This is a genomic window from Streptomyces sp. NPDC047886 (assembly GCF_043204435.1).
Taxonomy (GTDB): domain Bacteria; phylum Actinomycetota; class Actinomycetes; order Streptomycetales; family Streptomycetaceae; genus Streptomyces.
Genome location: NZ_JBIDCF010000004.1, coordinates 642,437 through 655,467, shown reverse-complemented (window position 1 = coordinate 655,467; position 13,031 = coordinate 642,437). Strand labels below are relative to the sequence as shown.

Below are 13,031 nucleotides of genomic sequence, written 5' to 3'. Positions count from 1 at the left end.
GAGACCTGCCGCCACATAGCGGAGACTCCCCCCAGACCACAACCGCCCGCGCTCATCCTGCGCGGGTATGTGAACCGTCATGCTTCCTCGGTCCCTTGTTCACAAGAGCACCACAATTATGGCGCTATTGTGAGCATATCGAGGAAAGAATGACTTAAAAGCACACCAAGGCCACCCGGGCGGGATGCGACGATCAACCACCACCGAGTGACCTGCGCCACACAGCGCCTACCCACACACAGCGAACCACCGAAGAACGAACGGCAGGTCTACGGAAACGACAAGATGTGACCACACGACTTCTTCGCCGTCGAGGATCAGGCCGTGCGGGAGCTTGCGCGCGGCAGCGCCTAGGTGTATTGATCACGAGCGTTGTTGACACTCGCAAGGCTTGATCATGGCGAAGACCTCCGATGTGGTGGAGCTGTCTAGGAACACACCGCACGGAGGTCTTCATGTCCCACCGTAATGCCCGGCTGACTGTCTTTGGCAGACGGTTGCTGGTTCAACGCGTCCTCTCAGGACGTCCGGTTGCTCATGTCGCGGCCGAGATGGGTATCTCCAGGGCCACGGGCCACAAGTGGATGCGACGGTGGCGGAGTGAGGGCGACGCGGGACTGCACGACCGCTCCAGCCGGCCCCACAGGACACCACACCGCACGCCGGACATGATCGAGACTCCGTTCTGCCTCTGAGGTTGAAAGGGCAGGGTGACGGGGCTACGGGGGCTCCAGTCCGAGTCCGGTCTCGGCTATGAAGCCGTTGAGGATCTGCGGTCGGCGTTGGATGGCGCGTAGGCGGTTCTTCACGAGCGGGGTCAGCTCGTCGATCGTGCGGGGTGCGAGGTTGGCCAGGGACTTCTTCAGGTGGGCCCACACGCCTTCGACCGGGTTGAGGTCGGGTGCGTAGGGCGGGAGCTTGATGATGGTCAGCCAGTCGCTGTTGCGTTCGCAGAACTCCCGCAACGCCTTGGCGTGGTGGGTGCTGGCGTTGTCCCACACCACGATCAGCGGGGCATCACCGAGTTGCCGGCGGGCAGAGGCCAGCAGGTCCGCGAACTCGCGGGCCCGGAAGCCCTTCTTCTCGCCGGTTCGGCCCCGGTATGTCCGCGTCCGGTAGATCAGACGGGTCTCACGTCCCGGTCTGACGCAGATCATCCCGGCCATCAGGACCCGGCCGGGCCCCTTGCCCGTGACTCTGACCACCGGCGTCCGCCCGCGCCGTGACCAGGTCCGGCCTTTGCCGGGTTTCAGGTCCTGCCCGGCCTCGTCCTCGAAGACTATCCACGCGCCCAGGAGCTGGGCCGTCCTCTTACCCGTGACCACTGCTCCGTCCGCCACCGTGCTAGGGCCTGCTCGTCGCGCTCGACTGCCCGGTGTGCGGGGACCTGCGGTGACCAGCCCAGCCGGTGCAGCAGATACGACACCCCGCGCGGGGTGTACCGGTGCCCGAACAGGCGGTGGATCAGTTCCGCGACCCTCGCCAGGGTCCACCGCTGGTCCTCCATCCAGCCGTGCGCCGCCGGTCCCACTTCCAGCTCGGCCTGCAGCTGTTCTGCCTGGGCATCGTCCAGTCGGCACGGAAAGCCGCCGGCTCCCTTGGAGGCCAGGGCCGCGCTGCCGCCCTGGCGCCAGGCGGTGTGCCAGGCGTAGGCCGACTTCCGCGACACCCGTAACCTGCGGGCCACCTCCGGCGGCCGCACCCCCTGCCCGAACATCCCCGCGGCCCCAAAGCGCACCGCTTCACGCTTCACCCGCCCCGCAGCGGTCAGCCCGCCGCCATCCGCGTACCTCACGACGAGGATGTAGCACCGCCAACGCCCGATGTCACCCCACCCTTTCAACCTCAGCGTCAACGACACTCCCGCCTGGCCTATAGCGAGATCCTGCCCGACGAACGCCGGCACACCGCCGCCACCTTCTGGCAGCGGGCGAACGCGTTCTGCGCACCCGCTTCCGCAGGTGCCGCCAGGCACCGTGACACGGGAGAAGCGGGACGTCGCAGGCGGGGTGCAGATGTGAAGGTGCGGGCGACGGCGGCGGGGTAGGTGGCACCGTCCATGCGGGGCGAGCTCGCCCGCGCCGGCCGCGGCAGCAGCCCGACGACGATGACGAGTGCGGTGGCCAGCAGGACGACAGCGACGGCCACGGCAGGCTGCTGTACAGGGTGGGGCGTTGATGGCCGGAGGTCGCGGAACGTGGGGCAGCAGACCGGGCGGGCCTTCAAGGTGGACCCGCAGCATGGCCGTGGAGCGGGCCCCGTTGGCTACGATTGTGCAGCGGAAGACCGGGGTGAGATCGGTGTGGAGGCGCTGCTGCTCGATCCTGGACAGCATGCGCGCCGCCCCGTTGGCCTTGCGCGCCGCCCTCCAGGAGCCGATGGCGGCAACAGCAACCACCGCCACGCCCAGCGGCAAGACCGCGATCGCCAGGCCACCCTCACCCACGAGACCACCGGCTGGACCATGCGCTGCCCCGATCACCTGCGCGAAGGTGATGAACAGCACCTAAAAGCCCTGCTGGTCCGCTCACCAGAAATCAGGACCGCCGTCGACCACGTCCGCATCTTCGCGACGATCATGACGAACCGCGAAAGGAGAACGGCTCCGCCACTGGATCGCCGATGTCTGCGCGGACGAGCAGTGCGGCTTGGCCAGCGTCGCCACTGGACTGCTCCCCGACCTCGACGCCGTCGTCTACGGCACGGGCACCGGCTGGCCCTCCGGACCGGTCGAGGGCCGCGTCAACGACCTCAAAGCCCTCAAGCGCAGCATGTTCGGTCGGGCCCCACCGCTGCTGCGCAAACGGCTCCTCCTGATCGCCGCCATCCGCCAGCCGCCGGCCTCAACCTCTGCCGCGTCGTGCCTGACGGTCCAGGAAATCGACCAGTCGTCCTTCCTCGCGTAAAAGCCGCTCTCGCTGCTCAGCAGGAAGAGAGGCGAGCGCTTCCACCAGGACCTGCTTGCGAGGAACGTGAACCAGGTTGCTGGAGTAGACCCGACAGCCCGAACACCAAGCGAACCCGATACATCGCTCGAACATGGAGGACTCGGGCGGATGGAAGCGGTACTGATATGAGCAGACGGACGTTCCGCAGGCGGCGCAGACTCGTTGATTGCCGGCGGGAACCGTGTCCCAGGTCGCCACCTTTCGCCAGTTCTGCCGCCCGGCCGCTGCTCTTCAAGTCGTCATGCCGAGCATTCTCCCTCACAGCGATCCGCCCAGTACAGCCGACCGAGCAGGGATCCGGCCGACTACAGATCGCAACTACAGCATCCCCTTCATGGAATCCGTGCCTGAACCGACAGTGGCGGAGGAGACGTTGGGGCCCCGAAACCCATCGCTGTTACCAATGAGGACGCGGCCAGTGTGGGCCGGAAGCCGCCGGTCAACGCGATGACGCATACGTCAGTGCAGCCCATCTCGATGATGTGGAGGAAGAGATCGCGTCCGTGGGCCCTGAGGCCTCCATCGTCGAAGCCGCTGCGTGTCCCTGGTTCTCCGCGCGGATTCATGACCAGCAGGGAACACCGCTCCAGCGGCATGAGGCCGTAGAGGGGCGCCGCGCCTGAGCCGCCGATTTGCGTGAGGAATTGCCGATAGGCAGCGGGCAGGACGATGCTGTGCTCGCCTCAAACGCAGCGACGCGTGATTCCGCCAGCTTCGGGCCGAGACGAAACTCGTGTCGCTCTTCCCCAAAGGAGTGGCTGCGGGGTGGGAACGGGCTCGCAGCCAGCGCGCGCGTCGCCACCGGACCGCCGCCCCCTTCCGGACCGGCGCCATGGCCGCAGACGCGATCACGCTCCAACGCCCCGACCGGCAGACCGCCCGCCGTTCCGCCTCGACACGGAGGCACTACCGGAACGTCGCCGAGGTGCAACGGCCTCACCCCCTTGCGGTCTTGCGGTCTTGCGGTCTTGCGGTCTTGAGGCAGTTGTCCATCCGTTGCTCTGGGCCTCACCGAGGATTGTCAGTACCCGCTGCGAGGATGACAGCCATGACACCCTTGCTTCTCACCGACATCGAACGTGCTGTCCGCCGCAGTTGGGGAGCCGACACGTGCACGCCGGAATTCCGGCCACACTGGAAACCCGACAATCCAGCCCGGGACCAGTGCGGTGTCACCGCCTTGGTACTCCACGACCTGCTGGGCGGCGAGCTGATCCGGGGCGAGGTCCGAGTGAACGGTGAACTCACCGACTACCACTGGTGGAACCGTCTGAGAATGAGCATAGAAGTGGATCTCACGCGCGAACAGTTCCGGCCCGTGGAGATTGTCACCGCCGGCGTCGCCGTTCCCCGGCCGCCGACCATCGTCCGGCTACACGAGGAGTACGAGCTCCTGCGAAGCCGAGTGATGGAAATGCTCACCCGCCAACACGCACCGCACACCGCATCCGGTGCGAGGTAGCCAGCCAGGAGGGGCTGCAGCCCTGACCCACGTACCCGACGAGACCCTGAAAGCCCCGGTCACAGCCGCCGAGGGCTGCTCACAGCTTGCCTCCCTCTCGCGCTGAAGGTTTCCCACACATCGTCCGTCCCTGGCGGGGCTGGCCACCGGAGCTGGTGCCGGGCCGGCCACGCCCTGCTGTGGAGGATTCGCCCCGAGCGGTTCGACCCCTGGCACACCGTCCACGGACGCACCTGGCATCAGTCCAGCTTCCGCACCCGCGACGCCTCGGCTTCGGCCATTCCCGCTGCCTCGGTGCCCCAGGCATGACGCTCCGCGATCGCCGCCCGTACAACATGCCCGCGACCGCTTGGCGCGCAGGCGTCGCCTCCGCGCCCGGACGATACAGCCGTTCCATGGGTCGTGGACCATCTCCTTCTGGTCCAGACGGCCAGCAGACAGCGGAGGGGACGGCACATGACTGCGACGTCCCCCTCTGTATCGGACCGGCGGCGGGACGGAACACTCGGCACCTACGGCACCTGTATCACGCATGTTCGCGTACGAACATGCGGTCTGGCAGCAGCAACGTCGTGGAAGGGCTGCCGGGCGGTGACGCGACGCGAAGCCGACCGCGCCGGCAAGCCATCCCGACCCGTCGCTGTCCTCAGCCAGGTGCGCTCTGGCACGGGATCAGTTCGCGGAAGCGCCGGGCGAGGGGGCCCGCGGGCGGAGCCCGAGGGGGCGCCCCGCGGGGCGGAGGGATCAGGTCAGCCCCACTGCTGGTCCGCGAGGGAAGTGACCGGCTGCGGCTTGCCGATGACGGCAAGGGCGATGAAGAAGCTGATCTGACCGATCGCGATGGTAAGGGTAGCCAGCGCCTTGTCGTCATAATGCCTGGCCACCTCGGCGTACAGCTCATCAGAGACACGCTCCATACCGTGCCGGGCGGGCTGGAGGGTGGCTTCCACCAAGGCCAGGGCGGCGCGTTCGGCGTCGGTGAAGTACGGAGCGTCCTGCCAGGAGGAGACAGCGGTGATGCGCTCCTCAGCCTCCCCCGCCTTGCGCAGGAAGCCGGTGTTCAGGATCGTCAGATCGGTGTTACCGACGATCTGCCCGGCACGCAGATGAATCAGGTTCATCGTGGTGCGCGGTACCGACCGGTTGCCCGTAGCCCGGAACAAGGCGGCGCTGACATCGTCCACCTCAGGGACGAAATCCGCGGGGTTCGGCATCCTGGAGATCGAGGGGTTCGTCATCACTGCGCTCCTTCACATCGACTGATCGACGCCTACACAGCATTGACGGACCAGCCCACCCAGATGTGACACACACCGGAAGAGGCAGCCTCCGGGCGTTCTGCGGGCCCGGTCACAGCCCCTCGCGGGTGCCAGTCCCATCACAGCCAGCCAGTCGGCCAGTCAGCCAGCGGCGGCACGCCTCATCGTTCATCACACCGCGCCCCCTGTACGCCAACTCGGATACGCCGTCCTCCTGATGCACCCATGGTGTCGGGCCAGCGGCGTGATCGGATCTCCTCGACGTCCACCGGGCGGCGGGGCACCACCGTAGACCGGGCCGAGGAGTCAGGCGATCTCACCCGCGTCGCCACCCCGCCCCCTTCAGGTCCGGCCGAACAGGACGCGGTCCAGCCGCCACGGATCAAGACCGGCCGCTTCACCAGACCAAGGCAGCGCGTCCCGGCCGACGTCGCGACGACCCCGGCGATCCAGCCGGATAACCACCCGAAGACAGGGCCCCAGAGCCCGGCCCCCAGACGTGGCCCCGGGCGTGCCCCTGGAACGTCATGCCGGCCTGCGGAGGCACGCGTCGCTCGCGGCCGCGCCCCTGCTGGACGGGCTCCGCATCCCCTCTGGCAGCCGAGGCCGATTGTCAGTGGTGGATGAGACGGTAGGAGCATCCAATCGGAAAGAGGGGGAGCTGCCATGTCGGGAACCCAGAACTACATCAATCACGTTGCTCTCGTGCTGGATGCCAGTTCATCCATGTCGCACCTGAGCCGCAAGGTCATCGAGGTCGCCGACCAGCAGATCGCCTATCTGGCCCGCCGATCGAGGGAGCTGGACCAGGAGACCCGCGTCACGGTGTATGTCTTCGCGGACACGGTGGAGTGCGTCGTCTACGACAAGGACGTGCTGCGGATGCCGTCACTGAAGCAGCTCTACCGGGTCGGTGGAATGACGGCCCTGCTGGCGGCCGCACTGAAGTCACAGCGAGAGCTGGCGCAGACCGCCCAACTGTATGGCGACCACAGCTTCCTGACGTTCGTACTCACCGACGGACAGGAGAACGCCAGTCACCGCTGTTCGGACACCCCCGCCAGGGACCCGCGTGAACTGGTCGAGGCCGTGGCCAAGATGATCGCGACACAGGAGAACAACTGGACGCTGGCCGTCCTTGTCCCGGACCAGATGGGCAAGCGGGAGGCCATGCAGTACGGGTTCCCGAAGGACAACATCGCCATCTGGGACGCCACCAGCACACAGGGCCTGCAGGAGGCCGGGCAGGTCATCCAGGAGGCGACCGAGAAGTTCATGGTGGGCCGCGCCCAGGGCATCCGGGGGTCGCGGGCGGTGTTCTCCACGGGCGGGGAGACGGTCAACAAGGAATCCATCAAGGCGGCCGGCCTCACCCCGGTGAATCCGTCGGAGTACCAGCTGATAGCGGTAGCCCGTGACGCGGGGATCCGGGAGTGGGTCACCGAACGCGGGCACACCTACCGGACCGGTGGCGCGTTCTACCAGCTGAGCAAGTCCGAGAAGATCCAGGCACGAAAGCAGATCGCGGTACTGGAGAAGAAGACGGACCGGGTATACGCCGGGCTCGAGGCCCGAGCGCTCCTCGGCCTGCCGGATGTGGAAGTACGCGTCAAGCCGGACCACAACGACGACTTCACGATCTTTGTGCAGAGCACCAGCGTGAACCGGAAGCTCGTACCGAACACACGGCTGCTGCTGATGCTCTGACGAGCCGTCACCATCCATTGCGCCTTGGAGGCCTTTCCATCGCCGAGCGGACCGAACGGGAAACCGTGAGCGGCCGCCGCGGCAGTCCGGCCGGTCACGGTGGTGACCGGCGGTCTTCCCTACGCTGTGGTCCAGCACACCGCACGGCACGGGAGCGCCGCCCCACCAGCGGTCCATGTCAGGCCACGGCGCCGCGAGCTGCGTGCGGGCGCTGTTGTCCGGCTGGTGTGAGGTGGACGGGCAGCGCGCGGCCGTGGTCGGTGGTGGCCGCCCGGGTGATGACCGGCCTCCTTCAGGCCGTGCAGGACGACGGTGGCCGGCTGCCGGGTGACGAAGGTACCCCGGGCGAGGTCGGCGTTGGACAGACCGGGCCGCACATCAAGGAGTTCGAGGCAGGAGTACTGCGGAACGGTGAGGTCATCTCGCGCAGGGCTTCGTCCATGGCGCCGCGCAGGGCGGCCGAGGCGCGTTTGAGGCGGTATCCCCCCCTGTTCCGCCACGTCCTGGGCCGGATGGGGCACGGGCGAACGGGATATCCTCCACGCCCCGGTCCGTTCTCGCCCACAGCCGGCCCGCTCTTCCCGCGAAGCCCCGCCCCGCCGCCTACCGGGCAGGACACGACCCGGCGCGGCGGCCCGGCGTCTCCCCAAGACGACAGCCGCTTTTCTCCGGGGGCTTCCTGACGAGTCCTGCCGCTACCGTCGGCGGACGTCGGCGCCTGCCTGTCTCGATGAGCGTCTTCACCGGACGCGTGCCACGCGACGCGGCTGCGGTCACGGTCGCGACGCACTGCGCGTACGCCTATCGGTCTGCCCAGCAGCACGTCTGCCGGCGGGGCGTCCGCCGCCCCCTCCTCGCCACCCACCGTCACGGCCGTGGCGCCCAGCCCGGCCGACGGCCGCGCGTCCGGGGCTCGCCCGTCCCCTCCCGCACCGGGCGCGGCCTCAGACCACCGGGACGGCCCCGACCGTAGGGGGCGACGGTGCCGTCCCGCTCGCCGGGTTCCCTTCGGCCTCACCGGTGCGCTGTTCCGTGAGAGAGGCGATACGGGAGGACAGAGTGGCGCTGAGGAGGCCGGCGGCCGCGATCGCGGCGAGCGCGATGGCCCAGCCGACGGGCCCCAGCGGGGTGCAGCCGAAGAACTGACTGATGCCGGGCGTCTGGATGATGGCGACGAGAACGGCTGCCGAGCCGAGCCCGGCGACCAGGACGTTGCGGTCCAAGCCGCCGGCGGAGAGGGTCTGGGCCAGTTGGGTGCCGACCACGGCGGCGAGCGCGACCGTGCCCGCCCTGCCTCTGCGGCCGGTCAGACGCGCCGCGCCCCACGCCAGGCCCGCGCCGGTGGCGGTGACCGCGCCGCGCAGCAGCATCTCATGGGTGAGCGCGGTACCCAGAGAACGGTTGGGGCCTTCCTCGAGAAGCCTGCGGCCGGTCTGGCCGTTGGGCCTGCGTACGGCGATGGCGACGGAGGGGGCGAGGTCGGTGAGGAGGTTGACCAGCATGATCTGACGGGCGTTGAGGGGGGTGGCGCCGGTCAGGGCGGACGTGAGGACGCTGAAGGTGACTTCACCGAGGTTGCCGCCGATGAGGATGGCGAGCGCGGCACGGACCGAAGCCCACATCGCGCGGCCCTCCATCAGGGCGGCGACGATGGTTTCCAGCCGGTCGTCGCTGACGACGAGGTCCGCGGCGGCGGTCGCGGCCGGAGTGCCGCGGCGGCCGAGCGCGATACCGATGTCCGCGAGCCGGATGGCCGGCGCGTCGTTGGCACCGTCGCCGGTCATGGCGACGACACGGCCCAGACGCTGGTACGCCTGGATGATGCGGACCTTGTGACCCGGACTGCAACGGGCGATGACGTCCACGGTGGGCAGCAGCTCGTCCAGGGCGTCGTCATCGAGTTCGTCGATATCCGGACCGGTGCACACCTTCGGGTCGGTGACGTCACTGATGGTGGAGGCGATGGCGTCCGCCGTGGCGGGATGGTCGCCGGTGAGCATGACGGTCTGCACACCCGCTTCACGCAGTTGCGCGGTGGCGGGGGCCGCACTGCTGCGTACGGGGTCGGCGAGGGTGATGAAGCCGAGGAACACCAGGTCGCACACGGTTTCGTCGGTGAGGTCGTCGCCGGGTTCCACCCGGCGTTCCGCGACCGCCAGGACACGGCGGCCCGCCCCCGCCAGAGCCTCCGCTGCCGCGGCCAGATCCCTGCCTGCCGCGTCGTCGATGGCAACCGTCCCGGCGTGCGGCCGCCGTCGGCGGTCGCACCGGGCAAGGACGTTCTCCGGTGCGCCCTTCACACTGAGCAGGGCGCCGTGCGGCATGTGGCCGACGGTCGCGTGGTAAGCACGCGCGGGCTCGAAAGGAAGAGTGTCCGCGCGCCGCCAACGGGCCGCGCCCGTGCGTGCGGTGACCTTCGCCCGGCGGGCACCGGCAGTCACGGCACGGTCCGTCTGGTGGGCCATCGGTTCGGCCTGCCGGGCGGGCGGAGTGGCACGCAGGGCCGCCGCCAGAATCTCCTTGTGCCAGGTGTCCAGCTCTTCCACGGCCTGTGCGCTCTCCCCGTCGCTGACATCGGCGAGCCGCAGTGTGCCCTCGGTCAGGGTGCCGGTCTTGTCGAAGCACAGCACGTCGGCCCTGCCGAGCGCCTCGATGGTGCGAGGGTTACGCACCAGAGCGCCCACATCGGCGAGACGGCGCGCCGCTGCCAGCTGGGCCGCGTTCACCAGGAAGGGCAGACCTTCCGGTACGGAGGCGACAGCGAGGTTGACCGCGGAGGCGAGATTCTCGGTCAGGGGCCGCCCGTGCAGGAGGCCGGACACGGCGACCGCCGCCGCGGAACCGAGAGCGATCGGCATGCTGGACCGCGTCAGCGACGTCAGTCGGGCCTCCACACCCGTCTCAGGCGCCGCCTGCCGGGCGGTGGCAAGGCTCCGCCCGACCTCGGTCGCGGATCCCGTGGCCACCACCACGGCGACAGCCCGGCCGGCGGAGACGGTGGTCCCCTCGTAGAGCATCGAACGGCGGCCGGTCAGATGCGCCGCGACCACAGGAGCGGGGTCCTTCCCCACAGCCAGCGACTCCCCCGTCAGGGAGGACTCGTCCACTTCCAGACCCTCGGCTTCCAGCAGGCGGCAGTCGGCGGGCACGACATCCTCAGGCAGCAGCACGACCACATCCCCGGCCACCAGGTCTCCAGCGGTGACCAGCCGTTCCCGGCCGCCACGGCGCACCCGGGCCCCGACCGCTGAGCGGGCGAACAGCTCCGCGAGAGCGTCCTCGGTCCGAACCCGCTGGACGCCTCCCACCAGCGCGGACATTCCAGTGATCGCCGCGACCAGCACGGCGTCCGTCCGGGACCCCACCGCCGCAGCCAGCGCGGCCCCGGCGGCCAGGACGGGGGTGAGCGGATTGGACAGCTCCTCGACGAAGGCGTGCGGCAGACTCAGCTTCGCCGGTCCACCCGCGGACGAGCCTCCACGGCGAGCAGCCGCCTCCTGGACAGACAGCCCGTCCTCGCTGGTACCCAGACGTTCCATGACCCGCTCCACCGGCATCAGATGCCAGGGAACCGTCGTCACCGGCGGCGCCAGCGGACGAGCCAGCAACTGCCGGGCACGCCACGCCCCCACACAGAACGCGATGGCGCCGGCCGTATTGCCCACAGCCCCCGCCCGCGCGGCCGCCCGCCAGCCAGGAGACCGCAGCGCGGCCACCGCGCCGACACCACTGCCACCGGCCGCCAGCCGATGACTGTCACGGTCCACCACAGCGGCCATCCCGACCGCGTCCACGATCAGCGCCGCCGCTTCCAGGTCCTCCCGCACCAGGAAGTGGGCACCCCATGGCGTGTACTGATCATCCCCATGCACGCCCACAGCGCAGTCGGCGGCGGCCAGTGCCCGCCGGTCCCCGGAGACGAGCAGCACGACGGCGCCGTCCGCCTGCAGACCCCGAACCGATGCCGCCAGCCGACCGCCCGCCGGCACCACGGCATCGGCGAAGGACCTGCCCTGACCGGTACCGGAGGACCTGCCCTGACCGGTACCGTCGGTTGCCATCACCACGCGGGCGCCCGCACGGCGGGCCGCCGCCGCCACCGCCTCAGCGCCCGGAGCCGACTGCCTGCCCAGGCCCGCGACCGCCTGGAGCCGCCTGCCCCGGGCCACGCCGAGAACCTTCTCACTGCCCCTGCGGCGCAGCCGTTCCCCAGCCTGCCGTCCCGCCCCTCCCGACAGGTCCAGCTCGTCCAACGGCCCCAGTACCCAGCCGTCGGCGCTGCGGACAGACAGGGGGGAGTCGGGGTCGAACAGAGCGAAAAGACGCTCGGACGTCTGCTGCGTATCGGCGCCGCCCAGCAGCTCCAGGTCGACCGGCTCGTACCGGTCGCCGCGCAGAGCGTCCTCGTCGAGGACGATGGTGTTCACCTGACCCAACCGCCGCAGCGCACTGCGGTCCATCGTCACCACGCCCCGCACGGCCAGGTGCCGGCCCAGACCGGCCGCGAACCCCTCCCGCCCCGCGTGGGGCGCCCTGGGCACCGAAGACAGGGCGACCGCGAGCGCACGGCGCGGACCGGCGAACGGCAACACCGCGACACCGGCCACCACCCCCGCAGCCATGGACCGCTCCGCATAGCGGTCGGCGCAGTCCGAAGGCAGCGGACCACCCCGCTCCCTGACCAGCGCGTCAGCGGACGCCTCGTCCGGACCACGCACCAGCCGCGCCTCGGCCTCCTGCCACGCCACGCGCTCGGCGCTCGCCTCCCTCCAGGCGGCGAGCCTCTGCAGGACGTCCAGCGCGATACCGCCACCACCCGTGGCCACACCCTGCAGCAGGGCGCTCACCACGGGCAGCACCGAATCGGCCCGCTCGGGAACACCGCCCACGTCCTCGGCCAGATGACGCAGCCGCGGATGGTACTGGACAGCGCCGAACACGCCCGCCACCTCCGGCGGCAGCCGGAGCCAGGGGGCGATCCGCCGCGCCGTCGCGATACCCAGGCCGAGCACGTCGGCGGCGAGCGCCGACATCGAAGCGGATGGCTGGCCCTCCGCCGGGTGATGCGGCTCCGGACGCCACTCGTCGAACGCCTCCGCCTCGGCGGCGTGGTCTCCCTCCGCACGCTCCACCAGCGCGACGAGTTCCCTCTCCGCCGGAGCCGGCGAGACCACCGCCGCCACGACGCGCTCGGACGGCGCGTTGACCCGCGCCCACAGGACTCCGGGATGCCGTTCCAGCGACCGCTCGACACGTCGGGCCACGCGCTCGCCTTGAGGGCCGTGGACCCCGTGCACCTGGATGTAACAGCGGCCGGGGCACGACCACACCTCACGGTCGGGAGAGCCCAGGAGATGGCCGACGACCCCCGCCACGCCGCGCACACTCCCGACCACAGCCCCCGCCACCCCCCAGGCCACACCGGATACGACGCCGGGAACGACGCCGGACAGCAGCGTCTCCAGCGAGGAAGTGCCCGCACGAGGCGGGGCCTGCTGCGACATGAGCCCTACCTCCTCCGGCGGGGAGCGCCTGGATGCGACGCGGCGCACATCCCGTCTCGTCCCACTCATGGGTTTCCCACTCATGGGATGCGGCACAACGGGGCATACGTTCATATATAACCAAGTTCGGCGGTGCGCCGTCAGTGGCCGG

Annotated in this window: 8 protein-coding genes and 2 pseudogenes; 4 read left to right on the top strand and 6 right to left on the bottom strand. The window is 69.7% G+C overall.

Translation table 11 applies throughout. The annotated features are described in order from the left end of the window. Window positions 1-455: 455 nt before the first annotated feature. Window positions 456-689, top strand: a pseudogene (locus ACGF5U_RS17775) (leucine zipper domain-containing protein); the annotation flags it as partial. Between the two features lie 30 nt (window positions 690-719). Here ACGF5U_RS17775 and ACGF5U_RS17770 read toward each other — a convergent pair. The 3 genes from ACGF5U_RS17770 to ACGF5U_RS17760 all read right to left on the bottom strand — a co-directional run bounded on the left by ACGF5U_RS17770 (window position 720) and on the right by ACGF5U_RS17760 (window position 2,148). Then, the gene (locus ACGF5U_RS17770) at window positions 720-1,325 is read right to left on the bottom strand and encodes an IS630 family transposase (RefSeq protein WP_392818764.1); all 606 of its coding nucleotides are present in this window, start codon (window positions 1,323-1,325) and stop codon (window positions 720-722) included. Continuing rightward, window positions 1,280-1,738, bottom strand: coding sequence for a winged helix-turn-helix domain-containing protein (locus tag ACGF5U_RS17765; protein WP_392818763.1), 459 nt, complete (start codon window positions 1,736-1,738; stop codon window positions 1,280-1,282). The genes ACGF5U_RS17770 and ACGF5U_RS17765 overlap by 46 nt, the downstream gene beginning before the upstream one ends. A 134-nt stretch (window positions 1,739-1,872) precedes the next feature. Beyond that, window positions 1,873-2,148, bottom strand: coding sequence for a hypothetical protein (locus ACGF5U_RS17760; RefSeq protein WP_392818761.1), 276 nt, complete (start codon window positions 2,146-2,148; stop codon window positions 1,873-1,875). A gap of 500 nt (window positions 2,149-2,648) precedes the next feature. Here ACGF5U_RS17760 and ACGF5U_RS17755 point away from each other — a divergent pair, with 500 nt between their 5' ends. Both ACGF5U_RS17755 and ACGF5U_RS17750 read left to right on the top strand, forming a co-directional pair. Then, window positions 2,649-2,906, top strand: a complete 258-nt coding sequence (locus tag ACGF5U_RS17755; protein WP_392818759.1) for a hypothetical protein — start codon at window positions 2,649-2,651, stop codon at window positions 2,904-2,906. 1,090 nt (window positions 2,907-3,996) lie between these two features. Then, the gene (locus ACGF5U_RS17750; RefSeq protein ID WP_392818757.1) at window positions 3,997-4,410 is read left to right on the top strand and encodes a hypothetical protein; all 414 of its coding nucleotides are present in this window, start codon (window positions 3,997-3,999) and stop codon (window positions 4,408-4,410) included. Between the two features lie 749 nt (window positions 4,411-5,159). Here the strand turns inward: ACGF5U_RS17750 and ACGF5U_RS17745 are convergent. Then, window positions 5,160-5,648 (bottom strand): carboxymuconolactone decarboxylase family protein, encoded by a 489-nt coding sequence (locus tag ACGF5U_RS17745; protein ID WP_392818756.1) that lies wholly within the window; start codon window positions 5,646-5,648, stop codon window positions 5,160-5,162. 687 nt (window positions 5,649-6,335) lie between these two features. Here ACGF5U_RS17745 and ACGF5U_RS17740 point away from each other — a divergent pair. Then, on the top strand, window positions 6,336-7,376 hold the full coding sequence (locus ACGF5U_RS17740) for a VWA domain-containing protein (protein ID WP_392818754.1): 1,041 nt from the start codon (window positions 6,336-6,338) through the stop codon (window positions 7,374-7,376). A 184-nt stretch (window positions 7,377-7,560) separates the two neighbouring features. Here ACGF5U_RS17740 and ACGF5U_RS17735 read toward each other — a convergent pair. Then, a pseudogene (locus tag ACGF5U_RS17735) lies at window positions 7,561-7,912 on the bottom strand (MarR family winged helix-turn-helix transcriptional regulator); the annotation flags it as partial. Between the two features lie 408 nt (window positions 7,913-8,320). Beyond that, complete coding sequence (locus ACGF5U_RS17730; RefSeq protein ID WP_392818752.1) at window positions 8,321-12,640, bottom strand: HAD-IC family P-type ATPase; 4,320 nt, start codon at window positions 12,638-12,640, stop codon at window positions 8,321-8,323. Window positions 12,641-13,031: the final 391 nt, after the last annotated feature.

What these genes read in the sequence shown, in the direction of transcription:
- ACGF5U_RS17750 (WP_392818757.1), top strand. Translation starts at nt 3,997, where the DNA reads ATGACACCCTTGCTTCTCACCGACATCGAACGTGCTGTCCGCCGCAGT.
- ACGF5U_RS17745 (WP_392818756.1), bottom strand. Translation starts at nt 5,648, where the DNA reads ATGACGAACCCCTCGATCTCCAGGATGCCGAACCCCGCGGATTTCGTC.
- ACGF5U_RS17740 (WP_392818754.1), top strand. Translation starts at nt 6,336, where the DNA reads ATGTCGGGAACCCAGAACTACATCAATCACGTTGCTCTCGTGCTGGAT.